This window comes from Nonomuraea insulae (genome assembly GCF_042656245.1).
Window position 1 is genome coordinate 124,951 of the sequence record NZ_JBHSPA010000003.1, and the last position, 19,343, is coordinate 144,293.

A 19,343-nucleotide genomic window follows, 5' to 3' on the forward strand; every position below is an offset into this window, starting at 1 on the left:
CGGCGCGCCGGGGGTGGCCGTCAGGTGACGGTCAGCACGATCTTGCCTCGGACGTGGCCGGTCTGCACTTCTCGGTGGGCTTGGGCGGCCTGGCCGAGCGGGAAGGTCGCGTGAATGGGGATCTGCAGGCTGCCCTGTTCGTACAGGGTGACGAGTTCGCGCAGGTCGGCGGTCGACCGGCCGCCGACGCGGAGGATGCCGTGATCCTTGACGGCCTGGACGTCGACGAGGGTGCCGATGCGCCGCCGGTCGGCCACGACGGCGAGTGAGGCGGTGATCGACTCGCCGCCGATCGCGTCGAGTGCGGCGTCGACCCCCTGGGGTGCCAGTGTGCGGATCCGTTCGATGAGGCCGTCCCCGTAGGAGACCGGGATGGCCCCGAGCGAGCGGAGATACCGGTGATTGCGCTCACTCGCGGTGCCGATGACGGTGGCGCCCCAGAGGCGGGCGAGTTGCACGGCCACGGTGCCCACTCCTCCGGCGGCGGCGTGGACGAGCACGGTGTCGCCGGGGCCGACACCGATCCTGCGGAGCGCCGTGTAGGCGGTCTGGCCCACGGCGGGCAGGCCGGCGGCGACCGTCCACGGCATGGCGGCGGGTTTGCGCACCACGTCGGCCGCGTTCACCACCACATATTCCGCGTAGCCCTGGGCGGTGACCGAGCCGAGGACCTCGTCACCGGCCGCGAACTCGGTCACATCGTCGCCGACCTGCTCGACGACGCCGGCGTACTCGTTGCCGAGGCGGCAGGGGAAGGTCGCGGGAAGCGTGGCGGCGAAGTCGCCGCGGCGCAGTTTCGCATCGACGGGGTTGACCCCCGCCGCCTTGACCCGGACCCGGACGTGCCCGGCCTCGACGGCGGGCGGGGCGATGCGGATGGGGTGCAGGACGTCCGGACCGCCGTAGGCGGAGAACGCGATGGCGATGGCCATGGGAGGCTCCTCCGAGCAGTGGTCAGGCCGGGCGTTGTACTCGGGAGTGACGACCACGAACGCGTCCGCGGCGGCGATACGTGCGGCGAACTCAGTGTTCATCCGTCGCCACTCCCTCATGATCGTCATCGGTCCTGCGGATCGCCGCGGGCGTCAGGCCTTGCCGGAGCTCCGTCAGGGTCCGGGCCAGCTCGGTGCGCTGGTCGTCGGTGAGCCCGCCGAACGTCCGGCGCTCCAGCTCCGACCAGAGCTCGCGAATGCGCGGGCACAGGCCGCGGCCTTTGTCCGACAACGTGATGATCATCGCCCGTCTGTCGGCGGAGGACGGAACCCTGGTGATCAGCGCGGCGCGTTCCATCGTCTGCAGGGTGCTGGTGACGGTGGAGCGGTCACGTCCGAGGAAGTGGACGAGTTTCGACTGCGGGGTCGGCCCGTGCTCCTGCAGGAACAGCAGCACCAACTCCTGCGGTGCGACCAGGTCGAGCCGCTGCAACATCGCGGTCGCGAGCGCGGCGTGCGCCCGGACGAGCTGAAGCAGCAGCGAACTCATCGGAGCTTCGGCCACGCTCACCCCGATATGAGGGGCCCGCTCATTTGTTGGCATGCCAACAAAGTATCAGCGGACGCCCGAGGGCTCGCATCCCCGGGAGGCGGGGTCTCAGTCCGCCTTCGGCTGAGTACGTCGGGCGTAGGCGCGGGCGGCGCGGGCGCGGTCGCCGCAGCGGATGGAGCACCAGTGGCGGCGGCCGTGGCGCAGCAGGAAGCGGTTGCAGGAGGTGGAGCCGCAGGCGGTGAGGCGGTCGGCGTCGGGCCCGGTGAGGAGGTCGGCCGAGTTGGCCGCAAGGGTCGCGAGAGCGCGGTCGAGGATCGCGTTGGTGGGGCACGGCACCGTGCGGTAGGGGCCGTTCTTCTCGTCCCAGTAGAGCAGGGCGGCCGTGGGGGCCCTGCTCAGCGCGTCATTGACGGCGGACAGAGCAGCGGGCAAGGCGGGCAGCCCGGCGACGCGGGCGGCGAACAGCGCCCTGATGTGTTCGCGCAGCGAGCGCAGCTGCGTCGTGCACATCTCCTGCACCCCGGCATCGGCCGGAGCGAGGCCGCGTTCGGTGAGCCACTGATTCGTCGCCTCAGGGGTGCCGAGCAGATCGATGAACTGCCCTCCGGGCAGCGCGATGGCGCTGTTGACAAAGTCGAGGGCGAGGTACGCCTCCGCCCCCGGCGCGGGCGGCAACGCAGACTCCGCGGTCACGAGCTCGCTCATACCTCTCATGGTACGGCTTGCATTCATCCGTGAGACACCGCTACCGTCCTTCACGGATAAACCGCTTCCTATCCGTGAGGTTCTCGATGACAAGCGCGACCACTGAGCAGATCCACGTCCGCGTCCTTGGCGGCCCGACCGCCCTCTTCGAATACGGTGGCCTGCGATTCCTGACCGACCCGACCTTCGACGCCCCCGGCGACTACCAGGTGCCGGGTGGCCGGCTGACCAAGACGGCGCCCTCCTCCGCCGCGCCGGCCGGCCTCGGGCGTATCGACGTGGTCCTGCTCTCCCACGACGAGCACCCCGACAACCTCGACAACTCCGGCCGAGCGCTGCTCGCCGACGTCCCGCTCACCCTCACCACACCTGAGGGCGGGCAACGTCTGGGGAATGGGGCCAAGGGGCTGGCCGACTGGGAGTCGATCGAACTGGACCGCCCCGGCGGCGGCACGATCACTGTCACGGGCGTGCCCGCCATCCACGGGCCCGGCGCACGCGAGGACGTCGAACCGATCACCGGCCAGGTGGTCGGATTCGTCCTGACCGGGGAGAGCCTGCCCACGGTCTACGTCAGCGGCGACAACGCCTCGCTCGACATGGTCAGGCAGATCGCCGAACGCTTCGGCCCGGTAGGGACCGCCATCCTCTTCGCCGGAGCTCCCCGCTTCTCCGTCCTCTTCGACGGCGCGCTCATCGTCCTCGACAGCGTCCAGGCTGCCGAGGCCGCGAAGATCCTCGGCGCCCGCCAGGTGGTTCCCGTCCACTACGACAGCTGGGCCCACTTCACCGAGGGCCGTGACGAACTGGTAGCCGCTTTCGCCGAAGCCGGGCTTGACTGCCTGGACCTGGGAGACATGAGGACTCTCTCGTCATGACTACCGTGCCTGACCAGATCGAGGACCTCACACGCCTTCAGGCGCAGCGCCGTACCCTGGTCGTTCTGGTCACTGCTCAGGTCCTCAGCGGCGCCGGACTGGCGGCCGGCGTGACCGTCGGCGCCCTGCTCGCGCAGGACATGCTCAGCTCCACCAGCCTGGCCGGTCTGCCCAGCGCCCTGGGCACCGCCGGCTCCGCGCTGGCGGCCTTCGCCGTCGGGCGCATCTCTCAAGCCCACGGCCGCCGCCCCGGCCTTGCCGCCGGGTATCTGGCCGGCGCCGTCGGCAGCGCGGGCGTCATCGCCGCCGCCGTCGCCGGCGATTCCGTCCTGCTGTTCCTCGCGCTGTTCGTCTACGGCGCCGGCATGGCCACCAACCTGCAGGCCCGCTATGCCGGGGCCGATCTGGCAGTCCCCGCGCACCGCGCCCGGGCAGTGTCCACGGTGCTGGTCGCCACCACCGTGGGCGGCGTGGTGGGCCCCAACCTCGCCGCGCCCACCGGCGACCTTGCGCGCACCCTCGGCATCCCCTACCTGGCCGGGCCGTTCCTTCTCGCCGGCACCGCCTACGCGCTGGCCGCCCTGGTCCTGGCGGTCTGGCTGCGTCCCGACCCGCTGCTGCTGGCCCGCACCCTGGAGACCGAACGCGCCGCCGTGGCGTACGCGCAGCCGGGCGGCCTCCTTCCAGCGGCGGTCGAAAGGCGCCGCTTCAGCGTGTACGTCGGCGCGCTGGTCATGGTGCTCACCCAACTGGTCATGGTCGCGATCATGACCATGACACCCGTCCACATGCACGACCACGGCCACAGCACCGCCGCCTCCGGTCTCGTCATCGCCATCCACATCGGTGCGATGTACCTGCCCTCGCCCCTGACCGGCTGGCTCGTCGACCGCTACGGCCGCCTCACGATCGCCACCACCTCCGCGCTGGCCCTGCTGGCCGCCGGAATCGTTGCCGCCAACGCCCCCGACGACTCCGTCGCGGCGCTCGCGGTGGCCCTCGCGCTGCTGGGTCTGGGTTGGAACCTCGGCCTCGTCACCGGCACCGCGATCATCACCGACGCCGTCCCGCTGGCCACGCGCGCCAAGACCCAGGGCCTGGTCGACGTCTCCGTCGCCATCGCCGGCGCCGCCGGCGGCCTGGCCTCGGGCCTCGTCGTCGCCGGAGCCGGCTACCCCCTTATGGCCATCGGCGGCGGCATCCTGGCACTGGCCATCGTGCCGGCGGTCGCCGCGGCGCGCAGCCGATGAGCGCCGGCACTTCGGGGGTTCCGGGATCGCCACGGCTCTCTTGACAAACCGGACTGTGGTCCGCTAGCTTCCGAGCCATCCACGAAACGGACTGTGGTCCATTTCTATGAGGGGCGACAATGACCACCATCACCCGAGACGACCTGCGCGCCGCTCTGGGCGGTGTCGTCGTGCTCGACACGCTCGGCGGCCAGTACTACGCGCAGCAGCACCTGCCCGGCGCGCTCTCGCTGGTCGAGAGCGAGGTCGCCGAGCGCGCGGCCATCCTGCTGCCGGACAAGGACGCCGCCATCGTCACCTACTGCACCAACCCGTCCTGCAACAACAGCAAGGCGGTGGCGGGCCGCCTGACCGCGCTCGGCTACAAGAACGTGCGCCGGTACGTCGAGGGCATCGAGGATTGGGTGGCGGCCGGGCTGCCGGTCGAGTCCGGCGTGCCCGCCTGACACCGCGGCGCGGCCTGCGGACAGGCGGGACGCGCCTCGTCTTGAGAGCGGCCCGTTTGGGAGCGGCCCGTTCGCCGCCGGGCGCCTGGCCGACCGTTTCGGTCCCCGGCGGGTCGTCGTCTACGTGAGTCTCCTCATCACTCTGGCTGGGCCGGGCGCGGGCCTGGTCACCTCGCTCTACCAGTCCGCCGTCTACCTTGCCGTCTCGCTGTCCGGCGCGCTGGGGGCGCTGGGGCTGCAGGCGTGGGGAAGCGGCCCGGCTGCCCGCGATGGCCGCCGTGCTGATGGTCGCCGCCGCCGATGGCCGGGTGCGCCGTGCGTAGTCGAAACAGCTGCCCAGGTAGGCGTTGCCGAGGCTTCAAACCGGGCCTTCCAGAAATGCCACCAGAATTCTGGACATGGACGTAGATGAACGATGATCCAGCTAAGGAGACCGGATGGGAGCCGATCCCGACAGCCGGTTCGTGGAGATCTACGAATCCGCCTACGAACCCATACTCGGGTATGTCCTGCGCCGCTGCCCGCACCCGGAGGACGCCGCCGACGTGGTGGCCGAGACGTTCACCACGGCGTGGCGTCGCATCGAGGAGTTGCCCGAGGGCGACGAGGCGAGGCTGTGGCTGTACGGCGTGGCACGCCGGGTGCTCGCCAACCACCGGCGCGGCGAGCGGCGCCACGAGCAGCGCACGGCGGCCCTGCGCGAGCGGCTCGCCGCCTCCCCGGCGCTGGCCCGCCCGCCGGAGGACGAGATCCCGCAGATGGGACGGGTCTTCCGCGACCTGACCGACGACGACAGGGAGCTGCTCTCCCTGGTCGCCTGGGAGAGGCTGGACCATGGGCAGATCGCCCGCATGCTCGGCGTCTCCCGCAACGCGGTGCGGATCAGGCTCTATCGCGCCCGCAAGCGTTTCGCTCGCGGGCTGGCGAAAGCCGGGATCGACCATCCTCGTGCCGTCGCCCTGGAAGGGAGCTCGCTGTGAACCTCACTGATCTCGCCCACGTACGCGACGAGGACCTCGCCGGAGAGGCGTCCGCACCGGAGGCGCGGACGCTCATGCACGCGATCATGTCCCAGGGACGGGAACCAGTGGCCGCGGCACGGCCGCGCCCGAAGGTACGACGGCGGCTCGTGGTGGGCTTTGCCTCCCTGGTGACGGCCACGGCGGTCGCTGTCGGCACCGGCCTGGTCGGTGGCCCGGTGACGAGTTACGCCAACGCGGCCGTCTCCATCGAGAAGGCCGATGACTACTTCAGCGTGAGCATCACCGACCCCACGGCCGACCGGCATCGCTTCGAGGAGGCGTTCCGGGCGGTCGGGCTGAACGTCACGGTCAAGGTGATCCCGGCGGCGCCGTCCGACGTGGGGAAGCTGGTCGGCCCCATCGTCCCGGGCGGCTTCAAGTGGCACGGGAGCATCGGGACGCAGGGGATCACGCCGTGCTCGTCGGTGTTCTGCGCGAAGGTGTGGATGCCGGCCGACTTCCCCGGCCGTGTGGTGTTCGGCATCGGCCGTCCCGCCAAGCCGGGCGAGCCGTACGCCGACAATGGTCTCGTCGACCCGAACGGCGAGGAGGCCCTGTCCGGCTACGCCAGTCACGGCAGGACGGTGGCGGAGGTACGGGCCGAGCTGAACCGGCGCGAGCTGAAGGCCGGCTACCGGCTGCTCTGGATGTACAAGGACGACAGCGACGGCGGCATCTCGTGGTTCGACGAGGCCGCGCCGGGGAGCCGGGTCGAGGACGACTGGATCGTGGCGTCCACCCGGTTCCACAGCTCCGACACCGTCGACCTTTACGTGACTCCCGGCAAGGACGCGGGCCCCGCTCCCAGCCCGCACCCCGAACCCCAGTGGTACGACATGCCGGACTGAGCCCGGAGCAGGGGACGACGCCCCGTTCCCTGGGCTTTTGTCCACAACCGGGACAGGTGTGGTCAGGTTCCGGATGTCGCGAGCATTCTGATCGTGAAGTCGATTGCTGTGGTGAGCCGTTGGGGATCGTGTCCGGCGCGTTCGCGTACGCGCAGTCCAAGCACCGTCGTGAACAGCAGCTCCACTGCGGCGTCGACGTCCAACGCAGCGGGCAGATCGCCGTCGTGGATGCCGCGGTGCAGCAGTGACGCCAGGGTTTTCCTGGTGACTTCGAACGCGTCCTCGGTCCTTTGCCGGACCTCGGGGTCGGTGGTGCCGAGTTCGGCAGCCGTATTGACCACGAAGCAGCCGCGACCCGCCTTGTGGCTGATCATCCAGATCAACCACTCCCGCAGGATCTCGAGGCTGGGGCCGGGGGCGCTGAGCTGCTCCTCCGCTTGGGCGGACTCCGTTGCCCGATAGTGGTCCAGCGTCCGCAAGAACAGTGTGTGCTTGTCGTTGAAGGTGCGATACAGGCTGCTTTGCTTGAGTCTGAGCTCGGCGCCCAGGTCGCGGACGGACGTGGCGTTGTAGCCGCGACGCCAGAACAGGTGGGTCGCCTTGGCGATCACGTCTTGCTCATCGAACTCCCTGGGCCTCGCCATGGTCACCACTCTATCAAGTTGTGGAGCAATCGTTCCCGTATTAGGGTGTGCCGCCATATGGGAGCGATCGCTCCCGAATGAGAGGGGAGACTCGACGTGACGACAACGGACCCGGCGGCGACCGGGCGAGACGCGTCAGCGAGGAATCAGTGGATCGCGGTGTCCGCCGTGGCCTTCGGCACATTTCTCCTGGTGACGGCCGAACAGCTCCCCATCGGGCTGCTCACCCCCGTCGGATCGGCACTGTCGGTTTCTGAGGGCGCGGCGGGCTTGATGGTCACGGTCCCCAGCATCGTCGCCGCCGTCGCGGCGCCATCGGTCCCGGTACTCGTAGGCAGGATGGACCGCCGGCTCTTGCTCGTCGCCTTGATGGGGCTCATGACGCTTGCCAACCTGGCCTCCGCCCTGGCCCCGGACTATCCGCTCCTGATCACCGCCCGAGTGCTGGTCGGGGTGGCGATCGGCGGGTTCTGGGCCGTCGCCGGCGGTCTGGCCGTCCGGCTCGTCCCCGCCCCGCTCGTGCCGCGGGCCACGGCGATCATCTTCGGCGGCGTCGGGGCCGCGAACGTCTTCGGCGTCCCCATCGGCACGATGATCGGCGGGCTGGCGAGCTGGCGGATCGCGTTCGGCGCGCTGAGCGCCCTCGCATTGGTCGTGCTGGTCGCCTTGGTGGCCGTGCTGCCACCGTTGGCCGCTGCTCAACCTGTCGGCTTGCGGCGGCTGGCCGACCAGTTCCGCAACCAGGGCGTCCGGGTCGGCATCCTGGCGACCTTCCTGATCGTGACCGGTCACTTCGCGGCCTACACGTTCATCAGCCCCGTACTCCAGGATCTGTCCGGCATCGACGCGCAACTCGTGGGGCCGCTGCTGTTCGGATTCGGTCTGGCAGGCGTCGCAGGGAACTTCATCGCGGGTGCCGCCGTCGCGAAACGGCTCCATCGGACGGTCCTCACCATCGCCGCCGCGTTGGGGGTGACCGTGATGCTCTACCCCATGGCAGGGCACACCGCCGCGGGCGGGGTGGCGCTGCTCGTCGTCTGGGGCCTGGCGTACGGCGGGGTGTCCACGAGCCTCCAGACGTGGATGATCAAGTCCGCGCCACAGGCGGTCGAGGAAGCCTCCGCTCTGTGGGTGGCGGTGTTCAACCTCTCGATCGGCCTCGGCGCGCTGGCCGGCGGCACAATCGTCGATGCCCTGCCCCTCCAGGGCATCCTCTGGCTCGCCGGCGTTCTCGTCCTGATGGCCGGGCTGGCAGTGTGGAGCGCACGCCGAAACGACAGCCTTCGATGACCCGTCTCCCCGATCTGCGCGATCACCTTTGCCGGCGGCTCCACCAGCCGCCATGAGGATCCGCACATCGGCTATCGATGTACTGACGGACTTGTCGGCGATCCCCCACCGGCCTGCGGCCGAGCATGCGGATGCCTACGATGCCGGAAAGGTATAGGCGTCCACAGCTTTGACCACCCTTGTCTACGCTGCCCCTGTTGCGATGCCCGCCTTTCGGCTTACAGCACAGGGGGGGAGAGCGCTCAAGGATGAAACGCACGCTGACTCTCCTGCTGCTGGCGTTAGTCTGCACGACCTTGTCCGCATGCCAGAGGGAACCGGTTGACCTCGGCCCCTTGCCCTCGGTCCTTCCGGATCCCTCCTCTTTCGGGGCGTACATCTGCGATCACGGGGACGTGGGCATTCCGGCCCGCGCGGTCGAGCTGATGACCGGACTGTCTGCCGACATGACTTGGTACGGGCATTTCGATCTCGGGCCGGCCCCTGTAGCCACGGCCAACGTGTGCGAGGTGTACGACCCCAACGATCCCGATCAGGGGACGGTGCTTGAGATCAACCTCGCCGATCTCGGCGAGGAGTGGAAGGAAAACGTCTTCGACAAGCGGCTCCAGGCCGGCGGCACACCGATGCCGGAGCTGCTTCCTGATGCGGTCGGCGTCTACTGGGCGGGCCCGACCGCCGATTTGGGACCGGTCCGCGGCGAGGCGAACACCTTCAACGAGGCCAGGGCCTATCTCTTCAGGAACGGGACCGAACTCGGTATCCGGCTCAAGCATGGCGTAGCGGGGCGGGACAACGCGGCTGATGTGCTGGCCCTCATGAGACTGATCGCACCTACGCTGATGCAGCGCTGACGCCCCCCAAGGCCGACGACGGTGCAGCAGTCGCATGCCGTCCGGCGCCGACATGAAACGATAGTGGCGAACCCCGCTGTCAGAGCCGACCTGGGCGGCCAGGCTCGGCCCGGACCTTCGAGCGCAGCAGGTGGAGCGCGAGCAGGGTCGACCAGGCCGAGCCGAGGACGAGCGTGCCACGCTGGAACAGCCCACCGAACTCGGCCAGGCCCGCGACCTGGGTCAGGGCCATGGCGGTGAACACGTACCCGACGACCAGGCCGGTGGCGGTGAGCGCCGAGTAGCCGGCCCATCCGCGCCGCCCCCAGCGGGCGAAACGCACGGCCATGACCGCGCAGGCGGCGGGCAGCGCCACGAAGACCGGGATCGAGAACCGATCATGCAAGGCGGCGTGGAGGTCGCTGTAGGTGTCGGAGAAGGTCGGGCTGCCCGGTGGATAGCCGCCGGCGGGGTCGGTGACGAAGATCCCCGCCCCGATCAGGCCGATCGCATAGGCGCCGATCAGCAGGGGTCCCCAGATAGAGGCGCCCAGAGGCCGTAGCGCGCGCCGCAGGCCCACGGCGAAGGCCAGGGTCAGCAGGCCGGTGACGATGAAGTTGAGCACCTGCATCCAGCCCAGATCGCCGAGTTGCAGCGTGCTGACCGGATGCCGCAGCGGGTTGTAATGAGCCCGCGTGGCGCCTTCGGCCAACCAGGCCACCGTGAACAGCGGGCCGGCGATCACGCCGCAGCCGAGCAGCCATCGAGACGTCAGGGAGGTGGCAACGGGTAAGTCATGGCTGGTCATCCTGGCTCCTGAGGTTCGGCCGACCCGCTCGGCGGTGGTCCGGTCATGCCGTCCAGCAACTGACCGACGATCTGCTCCCGCAGGGCTCCCTCACGGGCGTCCAGCCCGGCGGCCTTGATCAACTCGGTCCCCCGGGAGGCGAGGACGCTGCCGCCCACCAGCGCGCTCATCGCGACCCCGTGGGCGATCTCGAACGGGCAGTCCGCGCGGAACACTCCCTGACGCTGCCCACGCTCGTACAGCCGGCGGATCTGGGGGAACGGCGCCGTCTCCCCGCTGGGCAGCGGCAAGGCCCGCCAGCCTCCGAGTGCCTCGTGCAGGGTCAGAGCGACCAGCAGCGGCCGGGCCGCGAACGTCTCGGCGAAGCCGGCCAGGACCTTGCGCATGCCCTGGTACGGATCCATCGTCGCGGCCTCGTCGACGATCTCGCGCCACGCCTCCACCAGTCCATGGGTCTGGGCGTCCAGCACGGCCGCGTACAGGCCGTCCTTGCTGCCGAAGTGGTGGTAGATCATGCGCTCGTTGACCCCGGCCCGCTGGACGATCGCCTGGATCCTGGCGCCCTTGGGGCCGCTCCTGGCGAACTCCTCCGCGGCCGCGGCCAGCAGCGCCGACCGGCTGTCTCTCATGCAGTAAATATTTACTGAACGCCGCCGCGAACGCAACCATCGTTTTCCGCCACTCCGCACCGGCAGCACTGTGGCTGAGGCTCTCATCAGAGCGGCCGCGGCACGGGGTTCCGTGTCGCGGCCGCTCTTTCGCGCCTAGCGTGTCAGGAAGGCGGGCGGAGCGCCGCCACCTGGCTCATGTTCTTCAGGTCTTCTGCTTGAGCGTCCCGGGACGGATGGCCACATCATCGATCTGGAACGCGGGCCCGGCGTTGCTCGCGTTCCAGACGAAGGTCCAGTCGACGCGGGTCGTGCCCGCGGGCGCGGTGAACGTGCCGGCCGCCTTGGTCCAGGCGGTCTTCTGGGCCAGGGAGATGGCGTCGGTACGCAGCACCGTGCCGGACTCGTCACGCCAGCGCACATTCCACGTGACGGCAGGCATGGTCGCCACGGCCTCCCGGTACCACAGCGACACGTCGTAGCTCGTACCGGCGACCACACCGCTGTATCCGGGATAGTTGTCAAGCGCAACCGCGCTGCCACCCGACTGGGTGCTGGTCAGCTGCAGCGAGCCCGTGCCACCATGCGCGCCGCCGGTCTGGTGCGCCACGCCGGACCCGTACCACGGGGCGTAGGGCGAGATCGTCGAGCCGGACTCGAAGTCCTGCTCGGTGATCGCCGGCGGGACGGGCGTGCCGCCGTCGAACGTGCTGCCGGCGTCCTGGCCGTACTGAGGGCCGACCCACTGCCCGGGCACGATGCGACTGCCCATGTCGGTGACCCTGAACTGCCACGGTCCTGTGTAGGTGTTGTCGTGCCAGGAGTTGTTCGACCCGTGGACGATCGACTTCTGGATCACGTCGTTCTTGTACGGGGACCACTCTGGGAACGTGCCCCAGTTGGACAGCAGGGCCATGTGCCCGCAGTACTGCGTTGGGCAGCCGCCGTTGACGGCACTGGGGTCGAAGGCGAACGTGTTGTGGTGAATGTCGACGTTCTTCGTCCACCAGCGGCAGTTGGTGTAGAGCGGCTCGCCGGCGATGGCAGGAGCCGCGCACTGTGAGGTGTTGGTCGGCCCGACGATCAGCGTGCAGTCGCCGGTCGTCGAGGCTGGGCTGTTGCAGAACCGGTCGGCATTCGCCCACGCGGTGATCCCGCCCCAGTTGTTCTCCAGCAGGTTGCCGGTGATCTCGATCTTGCTGGTCCGCGCTTGCACGCGGGGCTCACCATCCGCCTCGGACAGGTAGATCGCCGCTTCGGGGAACGGGTCGCCCTTCGTCGCCCGCTCGGCGCCGGAGGCCCAGGCGTTGCCGCGGATGGTGTTGTCCCGGATCACGACGTTGTAGCTGATCTCGTAGAAGATCGCGAGCGAGTCGTTGTCCTCGATGAGGTTGTCCTCAATGAGGAAGTCGTTGTTGTTGGTGTCCGCCCAGACCCCCGGCCCGTGGTTGCCGTGGACCCAGTTGCCGGTCACGTCGGCGCCGTTCACCGCCCAGAACTTCATGCCCCCGGTACATCCGCACCCAGGGACCTGGTGCTCCCAGTCCTCGGTGTTGTTGCCGGTGAACTCGTTGTCCGCCACAACCAGGCCGGTGATGGTGTTGCCGGACTTGTACGCGTTCAGGCCGTACTGCCCGTTGTCCTTGAAGCAGTTGCCACGGATCTTGTTCGTGGCCCCGGCCATCAGCCCCGCGCCGGAGTTGTCGCGGATCGTGTTGTGCTCCACGACCCAGCCGTCGCCGGAGTCGTGGTTGACCACACCCTCATCGCGCGGCGCGACGAATCCGGTGATGGTCAGGTACTGGATCGTGACGCCGGTCGCCTGCTGACCGAACGCGTACCGGTTCAGCCCCTGCCCGTTCAGTACCGCGCCGGGCGCGCCGATGAACGTCGCGCCGTTGCCCGGGATGATCTGGGCGTACTGGTCGGCGGCCAGTGTGTGCGTGCCGGTCTGGAAGTAGTACGTGGTGTTCGCCTTGCGTAAGTCCACGCCGCTGTTGTCGCCCGCGGGGACCACGACCGCGCCGGAGGGCGGTGTGGTCGGGCCGTTCAGCGACGAACTGCCGCATACCGCTGCCGTTGCCGTCGTCGAACCGGTTGCCGGGTCGGCCGCGTCGCCACTCGCCGGTGTCGCGCCGCCCATGACGACCGTGGCGAGGGCCACCAATGCCACTGGCCAGGTTCTTCGCATTCCTGTTTCTCCTCAGGTTTGACCAGCCTTGACAGAACTTGACCGTAAGCCGCCGCCACTGTAGCCGGAGCTCCCGCCTACCCTCAAGATCGGAACTGAGTGGGAACTGCAGGGCCGATGCCGCCGTCCTGCAGGTCAGGGACAGCGATGGACAGTCACCGTTCCTGAGATGATCATCCTCATGGGACGACGACTCCGCGATGCGTAGGGGCAGGACGTCCGGCGGATACACCGAGGACCTGCGCGAACGGCGTAGCGTCAAGTGGCGCGAGAGCGGCCTGTCGGGGAGACGTGGCGGAGCTTGAGCAACGCGAGGACGGCCGCGACCGCGGCGATCACGGCGGCGATGAGGGCGGCCGTGTTGAGTCCGCTGGTGAAGGCTTCGCGGGCGGGGGCGAGTAGCGCGGCGCCCAGGTCTGTCGGCAGGCCGGATGCTGCGGAGACCGCGCCGTGCCTGTCCGGAAGCCGGCCTTGTCAGGGGCGGACAGCGCCGAGCAGGCGGTCGCGCCAGTAGTCGTCGAGGTCGACCACCTTGATGATGTCTCCGGTCTGGGGGGCGTGCACCATCTTCCCGTTGCCGGCGTACATGCCCATGTGCCCAAGCCCTCTGCTGAAGAGCAGGTCTCCGGGTTGCAGTGCGTCCAGCGGGACGCGGCGGCTGGAGCCCCAGGACCACTGGGTCCAGGTCGTCCGCGGCAGCCCGACCCCGCCGGTACGCCAGGCAGCCTGCGTGAGACCTGAACAGTCGTAGGAGCCGGGCCCGGTGCCGCCGTACCGGTAGGGCTTGCCGACCTGCGCGAAGGCGAACTGGAGCGCGAGGCGGGCGTTGCCGGAGGCCGGACCGGTGTATTCGATGCCGGGGCTGTTGGGGTCGCCCGCCTGGAAGGTGCCCAGCCGTCGCAGGAGCTTGGTCTGTTCGTCGACCAGTTTGTCCACCTTGCTCTTCTCGCCGCGTACCTTGTCGCGCGCGTCGTCGGTCTCTGTCAGGACGCGCTGGGCTTCGGTGCGCCGATCCCGCAGTTCCCTGGTGGTCGCCTCATACGCGCGCACCTTGGCCGCTCTGTCCTGCGCCAGCTGCCGAAGAGCGGCCATGCTGCCCAGGGCCGCGTCGGGGCTGCCGTGGAAAACAAGCGCCTGCCAGCTCGTGAGGGGGCCGGACTGGTAACCGTTGACCGCTATCGCGGCGAGTTCTTCGCGCAGAACGCTCACTTGGGCGTCTTTACGGCCGAGTTCGGTGCTGAGCTTGTCGTACTTCTTCTTGGCCGTCTTGTACGCCTCGTTCGCCTGGTTGTACCTCTCGACGAGCTGATCGGCTTGTTCGTTGAGCTTCACCAGCTTGGCCCGAACCTTGGCCGGCGACGGTTCGGCGAAGGCGCCGCTGGGAGTCGCGGCCAGTGCGATCAAGGCTAACGCCGTGGCTACTGCGGTTCGCCCGAGCCTCGTCCACACGGCCACTACGATGCCTCCTCGTAACGCTCTGAACCTGGGCGAAATAGTACAGAATTCTGAGAGGTCATTGCCCAGTTCCGAGCGATTCGCGCGACCGAGACGATGTACTACTGGCGATAGCGGATGAACTTCTCCGTCTCACCTGTGGATACGCGGGGATAGCGCCATGGTGTTCAAGAGATGTGAACGCGCCCCGGGCTTCCACGCGGTTCGAGGAGGCCGGGGCGCGCGTTCACGTCAGTGAGCGGCATGTCGTCCGCCGTCGCGACGAGCAATGACGAGTGGCGACATGCGCCCGGTGCCCCGCCGATGGGGCCCGCGCGGCAGGCGTGACGTCCCGCCGCTTTGTTGCCCGGAATACCGTAGGGGGGTATGGTGTTGTTCTGAGCGACCGACTGAGGAGAGGGTCGACATGGCCGGATACAGCGGAAACAAGCAGGACCACGCGATGCGGCTGCGCCGTATCGAGGGGCAGGTCCGTGGCCTGCAGCGCATGGTCGAGGACGACAAATACTGCATCGACATCCTGACTCAGGTGTCGGCGGCGACCAGCGCGTTGAAGTCGTTCTCTCTGTCGTTGCTCGAGCAGCACCTGGCCCACTGTGTGGCCGAGGCCACGCAGAAGGGCGGGCCGGAGGCGGAGGCGAAGATCAAGGAAGCCTCCGACGCCATCGCCAGACTTGTTCGTTCCTGACTGACCGGATTGAAGGAGAGACCGATATGAGCGTCACCTACACCGTCAAGGGCATGACCTGCGGCCACTGCGTCAGCTCGGTCAAGGAAGAGGTCACCGAAGTGGCCGGTGTCACCAACGTCGAAGTGGACCTGGCGACCGGACTGCTGACCGTGGACAGTGACGGCCCCGTGGACGCGGCGAAGATCGTCGCCGCGGTGGAAGAGGCCGGTTATGAGGTGGCGAACCAGTGAACACCGCAGCCAAGCTCGGCTCGTACGTCCTGGGCCTGGCCGTCGTCTTCGGCGGCGCCCTCGGCGCGGGCAAGGTAGTGGGGCCGGTCGGGACGCCCCCGGCCGAGGACCACGCCGCCATGACGGCGACTGCGGGGCCGGGGGAGCAGCAGGCGAAGAACGATACCCCCGGGGGGCTTCAAGTGTCCGAGAACGGCTACACCCTCAACCCGCTCACCGTGACGATCAAGCCCGATGAGCCGACCGACTTCCGCTTCTCGGTGACCGGACCCGACGGCGAATCGGTCACTGACTACCAGGTCGAGCACGACAAGAAGCTGCACCTCATCGTCGCCTCCCGCGACCTGAAGACGTTTCAGCATGTGCATCCCGAGATGGCGCCCGACGGTGTCTGGTCGGTCAAGCTGACACTGCCGACGGCCGGGCCGTACCGTGTCTTCGCCGACTTCGCGCCCACCGGCGGCAGCGGGCTGACCTTGGGAGCCGACCTGTCCGTGGCCGGCGACTACCAGCCCGAGGCGCTCCCTGAGCAGAGCCGTACAGCGACGGTCGACGGCTACGAGGTCACCCTGGACGGCGATCTGACGCCTGGGCAGTCGAGCAGGCTCACCCTGAAGGTGAGCAGGCACGGCGAGCCGGTCACCGACCTGCAGCCCTACCTCGGCGCCTACGGCCATCTGGTGGCCCTGCGTGCCAGGGACCTGGCCTACCTGCACGTCCACCCCGACGGAGAGCCCGGCGACGGCAAGACCGAGGCCGGCCCCGAGATCGTCTTCTACGCCGAGGTGCCCAGCACCGGCGACTACCGGCTGTTCCTCGACTTCCAGCACGACGGCGAGGTCCGTACGGCCGACTTCACCCTCGGCGCAGGTGACAGGCCCCAGGTCCCGACGCCCGAACCCACGCCCACGTCGAGCGGGCACGCCGACGACGGCCACGGCCACTGAGCGAGAGAGAAAGGAGAACGGTGATGACCCAGGTCACCGATGACCGGCAGAACGCGGTCGAACTCTCGATCGGCGGCATGACCTGCGCCTCGTGCGCCAATCGCATCGAGCGCAAGCTGAACAAGATGGACGGCGTGAGCGCGACGGTCAACTACGCCACGGAGAAGGCGAAGGTCACCTTCCCCGAAGGCGTCGAGCCGCAGCAGCTCATCGCGGAGGTGGAGAAGGCCGGCTACTCGGCCGCGCTGCCCGCCCCGCCCAAGGCGGAGCCGCAGGCGACCGACCAGGAGCCGCAGGACGAACTCCAGCCGCTGCGCCAGCGCCTCATCACGTCCGTGGTGCTGTCGGTGCCGGTGGTGGCGATGGCGATGATCCCGGCGTTGCAGTTCACGAACTGGCAGTGGCTGTCGCTGGTGCTGGCCGCGCCGGTGGTGGCGTACGCGGGCTGGCCGTTCCACAAGGCGGCCTGGACCAATCTGCGGCACGGCGCGGCCACCATGGACACGCTGATCTCGGTCGGTACCCTGGCCGCGCTCGGCTGGTCACTGTGGGCGCTGTTCTTCGGCACCGCGGGCACGCCAGGCATGACACACCCCTTCGCGTTCACCATCGAGCGCACCGACGGCTCCGGCAACATCTACCTGGAGACGGCCGCGGCGGTGACGGCGTTCATTCTGGCCGGCCGCTACTTCGAGGCCCGCTCCAAGCGCCGCGCGGGTGCCGCGCTGCGGGCCCTGCTGGAACTGGGCGCCAAGGACGTGGAACTGGCCGACGGCCGGCGTGTCCCCGTCGATCAGCTCAAGACCGGGGACCGGTTCATCGTCCGGCCGGGGGAGAAGATCGCCGCCGATGGGGTGGTCGAGGAGGGCACCTCCGCGGTGGACGCCTCGATGCTGACAGGCGAGTCCGTGCCGGTCGAGGTCGGCGTGGGCGACGCGGTCACCGGTGCCACGGTGAACGCGGGCGGCCGGCTGGTCGTGCGCACCACCCGGGTCGGCGCCGATACCCAATTGGCCCAGATGGCCAGGCTGGTGGAGGACGCGCAGACCGGTAAGGCGCAGGTGCAGCGGCTGGCCGACCGTATCTCCGGCATCTTCGTGCCGATCGTGATCGCGCTGGCGCTGGGCACGCTGGGCTTCTGGCTCGGCACCGGGGACGGGGTGGGCGCGGCGTTCACCGCGGCGGTGGCGGTGCTGATCATCGCCTGCCCGTGCGCGCTGGGCCTGGCCACGCCGACCGCGTTGCTGGTCGGCACCGGCCGTGGCGCCCAGCTGGGGATTTTGATCAAGGGTCCGGAGGTGCTGGAGTCGACCCGCAGGATCGACACGGTGGTGCTGGACAAGACCGGCACGGTCACCGAGGGCAAGATGACACTCACGGCCGTCCACGTGGCCGAAGGGGAGAGCGAGGAGGAGGTGCTGCGCCTGGCCGGCGCGCTGGAGTACGCCTCGGAGCACCCGATCGCCCAGGCCGTCGCCAAGGGCGCCACCGCCCGCGTCGGCGAGCTCCCGGCACTCGAGGACTTCGCCAGCGTCGAAGGGCTCGGCGTGCAGGGCATCGTGGACGGGCACGCCGTGCTGGTCGGCCGTCCCCGGCTGCTGGAGGAGTGGTCGCAGCACCTACCGGCGGACCTGGAGCGCGACCTGCACGAGGCCCAGGCCGCCGGCCGCACCGCGGTCGCGGTGGGCTGGGACGGCCAGGCCCGCGCCGTGCTCGTGGTGGCCGACGTGGTCAAGCCGACCAGCCGGGAAGCCATCGCCCAGCTCGGTGCTCTCGGTCTCACGCCGGTGCTGCTGACCGGCGACAACAAGGCCGTGGCCAAGACCGTCGCCGCCGAGGTGGGCATCGACGAGGTGATCGCCGAGGTGCTGCCCGCCGACAAGGTGGAGGTGGTCAAGAGGCTGCAGGCCGAGGGCAAGGTGGTGGCCATGGTGGGCGACGGCGTCAACGACGCCGCCGCGCTGGCCCAGGCCGATCTGGGATTGGCGATGGGCACCGGCACCGACGCCGCGATCGAGGCCTCGGATCTGACGCTGGTCCGCGGCGACCTGCGGGTGGCCGCTGATGCCATCCGGCTGTCGCGGCGCACGCTATCAACGATCAAGGGCAACCTGTTCTGGGCGTTCGCCTACAACGTGGCCGCCCTGCCCCTGGCCGCGCTCGGCCTGCTCAACCCGATGATCGCGGGTGCCGCGATGGCGTTCTCCAGCGTGTTCGTGGTCAGCAACAGCCTGCGGCTGCGCCGCTTCAAGTAGTACAGGTGGGATGGCTCCGCGTCGAACGGCGTGGAGCCATCCCTTCAGGCCATGGTCAGGCCGCCTCCAGCGCCCGCTCATACCACAGAGGGATAAGGTGCATCTGGCCCATTGCGTCGCCGAAGCCACCAGAGAGGGCGGCCCGGAGGCCGAAGCGAAGATCAAGGAGGCCAGCGACGCCGTCGCCAGGCTGGTGCGTTCCTGACCCCCGCATGAAGAGATCGGCCTGGCCGTCCTGGCTGATGTGAACTTGGCCATCGGCTCACACACCCACAAGCGCCGCGTCCGGCAGGACGTCAATGTGACCGAGCAGGGGAGCCTTCGTGAGGTCGTTGTAGTTCAGCCCGCCGTCATCACTGACCTTCAGCCCGTCGGGTGTAGTAACTAGAGGGTCAGGAAGGAATGGCAGTGATGGGCGAGGAACACGGTCACGCCCGGCGCCGCCGCCAGCGTGGCGGGACCCACGAGCAGCGCTGTGACCGCGACCAGCCCGGCGATCCGCTCCCTGCGGCTGAGCGGCGCCTGCGGGTGCAGCATCCGGCGGACGCGGGTCAGCGCCGTTTCGCCGCCCGCGCCCAGCGCGAAGGCCGGCACCTTTCCCGTCGCGAGGCCGACCAGCGCCGCCGCGATGTGGATGCGCTGGTGGCGGCGTGCCGCCACGTCATCGGCCAGCAACTCGACCAGCCGCGCGACCTCCACGCGGGCCCGGGACCCGGCGACAGGGCCCTCGCGGGTCCTGCCGATGAACAACTGAGCG

20 protein-coding genes and 1 pseudogene are annotated in these 19,343 nt (G+C 69.3%); 12 read left to right on the forward strand and 9 right to left on the reverse strand.

Going from position 1 to position 19,343, the window contains the following annotated elements:
* Positions 1–20: 20 nt before the first annotated feature.
* The 3 genes from ACFPZ3_RS01070 to ACFPZ3_RS01080 all read right to left on the reverse strand — a co-directional run bounded on the left by ACFPZ3_RS01070 (position 21) and on the right by ACFPZ3_RS01080 (position 2,190).
* Positions 21–1,034, reverse strand: a complete 1,014-nt coding sequence (locus tag ACFPZ3_RS01070; protein WP_379511988.1) for an NADP-dependent oxidoreductase — start codon at positions 1,032–1,034, stop codon at positions 21–23.
* On the reverse strand, positions 1,024–1,482 hold the full coding sequence (locus ACFPZ3_RS01075; protein WP_379511989.1) for a MarR family winged helix-turn-helix transcriptional regulator: 459 nt from the start codon (positions 1,480–1,482) through the stop codon (positions 1,024–1,026). The genes ACFPZ3_RS01070 and ACFPZ3_RS01075 overlap by 11 nt, the downstream gene beginning before the upstream one ends.
* A gap of 108 nt (positions 1,483–1,590) precedes the next feature.
* Entirely contained in the window at positions 1,591–2,190 is a 600-nt protein-coding gene (locus ACFPZ3_RS01080) for a CGNR zinc finger domain-containing protein (protein WP_379511990.1), read from the reverse strand.
* 86 nt (positions 2,191–2,276) lie between these two features.
* Between ACFPZ3_RS01080 and ACFPZ3_RS01085 the strand changes: the two genes are divergently transcribed.
* From ACFPZ3_RS01085 to ACFPZ3_RS01105, 5 genes are all read left to right on the forward strand, one after another.
* The gene (locus ACFPZ3_RS01085) at positions 2,277–3,068 is read left to right on the forward strand and encodes an MBL fold metallo-hydrolase (protein ID WP_379511991.1); all 792 of its coding nucleotides are present in this window, start codon (positions 2,277–2,279) and stop codon (positions 3,066–3,068) included.
* Complete coding sequence (locus ACFPZ3_RS01090; protein ID WP_379511992.1) at positions 3,065–4,318, forward strand: MFS transporter; 1,254 nt, start codon at positions 3,065–3,067, stop codon at positions 4,316–4,318. The genes ACFPZ3_RS01085 and ACFPZ3_RS01090 overlap by 4 nt, the downstream gene beginning before the upstream one ends.
* Positions 4,319–4,437: 119 nt before the next feature.
* The gene (locus tag ACFPZ3_RS01095; protein ID WP_379511993.1) at positions 4,438–4,764 is read left to right on the forward strand and encodes a rhodanese-like domain-containing protein; all 327 of its coding nucleotides are present in this window, start codon (positions 4,438–4,440) and stop codon (positions 4,762–4,764) included.
* A gap of 437 nt (positions 4,765–5,201) precedes the next feature.
* On the forward strand, positions 5,202–5,744 hold the full coding sequence (locus ACFPZ3_RS01100) for an RNA polymerase sigma factor (RefSeq protein WP_379511994.1): 543 nt from the start codon (positions 5,202–5,204) through the stop codon (positions 5,742–5,744).
* On the forward strand, positions 5,741–6,634 hold the full coding sequence (locus ACFPZ3_RS01105; RefSeq protein ID WP_379511995.1) for a hypothetical protein: 894 nt from the start codon (positions 5,741–5,743) through the stop codon (positions 6,632–6,634). The genes ACFPZ3_RS01100 and ACFPZ3_RS01105 overlap by 4 nt, the downstream gene beginning before the upstream one ends.
* A 62-nt stretch (positions 6,635–6,696) precedes the next feature.
* Here the strand turns inward: ACFPZ3_RS01105 and ACFPZ3_RS01110 are convergent, their stop codons facing one another.
* Positions 6,697–7,278, reverse strand: coding sequence for a TetR/AcrR family transcriptional regulator (locus ACFPZ3_RS01110; RefSeq protein ID WP_379511996.1), 582 nt, complete (start codon positions 7,276–7,278; stop codon positions 6,697–6,699).
* 96 nt (positions 7,279–7,374) lie between these two features.
* Here ACFPZ3_RS01110 and ACFPZ3_RS01115 point away from each other — a divergent pair, with 96 nt between their 5' ends.
* Together ACFPZ3_RS01115 and ACFPZ3_RS01120 are read left to right on the forward strand one after the other, a co-directional pair.
* Positions 7,375–8,568, forward strand: coding sequence for an MFS transporter (locus ACFPZ3_RS01115; protein ID WP_379511997.1), 1,194 nt, complete (start codon positions 7,375–7,377; stop codon positions 8,566–8,568).
* 248 nt (positions 8,569–8,816) lie between these two features.
* On the forward strand, positions 8,817–9,422 hold the full coding sequence (locus tag ACFPZ3_RS01120) for a hypothetical protein (RefSeq protein WP_379511998.1): 606 nt from the start codon (positions 8,817–8,819) through the stop codon (positions 9,420–9,422).
* A 79-nt stretch (positions 9,423–9,501) separates the two neighbouring features.
* Here ACFPZ3_RS01120 and ACFPZ3_RS01125 read toward each other — a convergent pair whose 3' ends face one another.
* From ACFPZ3_RS01125 to ACFPZ3_RS01140, 4 genes are all read right to left on the reverse strand, one after another.
* Complete coding sequence (locus ACFPZ3_RS01125) at positions 9,502–10,209, reverse strand: DUF998 domain-containing protein (protein ID WP_379511999.1); 708 nt, start codon at positions 10,207–10,209, stop codon at positions 9,502–9,504.
* Complete coding sequence (locus ACFPZ3_RS01130; RefSeq protein WP_379512000.1) at positions 10,206–10,838, reverse strand: TetR/AcrR family transcriptional regulator; 633 nt, start codon at positions 10,836–10,838, stop codon at positions 10,206–10,208. The genes ACFPZ3_RS01125 and ACFPZ3_RS01130 overlap by 4 nt, the downstream gene beginning before the upstream one ends.
* A gap of 184 nt (positions 10,839–11,022) precedes the next feature.
* Positions 11,023–13,008 (reverse strand): right-handed parallel beta-helix repeat-containing protein, encoded by a 1,986-nt coding sequence (locus ACFPZ3_RS01135; protein ID WP_379512001.1) that lies wholly within the window; start codon positions 13,006–13,008, stop codon positions 11,023–11,025.
* A 474-nt stretch (positions 13,009–13,482) separates the two neighbouring features.
* Positions 13,483–14,412 (reverse strand): C40 family peptidase, encoded by a 930-nt coding sequence (locus ACFPZ3_RS01140; protein WP_379512002.1) that lies wholly within the window; start codon positions 14,410–14,412, stop codon positions 13,483–13,485.
* Between the two features lie 457 nt (positions 14,413–14,869).
* Between ACFPZ3_RS01140 and ACFPZ3_RS01145 the strand changes: the two genes are divergently transcribed.
* The 5 genes and pseudogenes from ACFPZ3_RS01145 to ACFPZ3_RS01165 all read left to right on the forward strand — a co-directional run.
* A complete protein-coding gene (locus tag ACFPZ3_RS01145; RefSeq protein ID WP_379512003.1) occupies positions 14,870–15,151 on the forward strand; it encodes a metal-sensitive transcriptional regulator in 282 nt (93 codons plus the stop codon).
* Between the two features lie 26 nt (positions 15,152–15,177).
* Positions 15,178–15,384, forward strand: a complete 207-nt coding sequence (locus ACFPZ3_RS01150) for a heavy-metal-associated domain-containing protein (protein ID WP_379512004.1) — start codon at positions 15,178–15,180, stop codon at positions 15,382–15,384.
* Positions 15,381–16,331 carry a hypothetical protein gene (locus tag ACFPZ3_RS01155; RefSeq protein ID WP_379512005.1) on the forward strand — a complete coding sequence of 317 codons (951 nt, stop codon included), beginning with the start codon at positions 15,381–15,383 and terminating at the stop codon, positions 16,329–16,331. Before ACFPZ3_RS01150 ends, ACFPZ3_RS01155 begins: the two co-directional genes overlap by 4 nt.
* A 23-nt stretch (positions 16,332–16,354) precedes the next feature.
* Positions 16,355–18,586, forward strand: coding sequence for a heavy metal translocating P-type ATPase (locus tag ACFPZ3_RS01160; protein WP_379512006.1), 2,232 nt, complete (start codon positions 16,355–16,357; stop codon positions 18,584–18,586).
* Between the two features lie 100 nt (positions 18,587–18,686).
* Positions 18,687–18,791, forward strand: a pseudogene (locus tag ACFPZ3_RS01165) (metal-sensitive transcriptional regulator); the annotation flags it as partial.
* A gap of 179 nt (positions 18,792–18,970) precedes the next feature.
* Here the strand turns inward: ACFPZ3_RS01165 and ACFPZ3_RS01170 are convergent.
* A complete protein-coding gene (locus tag ACFPZ3_RS01170) occupies positions 18,971–19,336 on the reverse strand; it encodes a M48 family metalloprotease (protein ID WP_379512007.1) in 366 nt (121 codons plus the stop codon).
* Between the last annotated feature and the right edge of the window lie 7 nt (positions 19,337–19,343).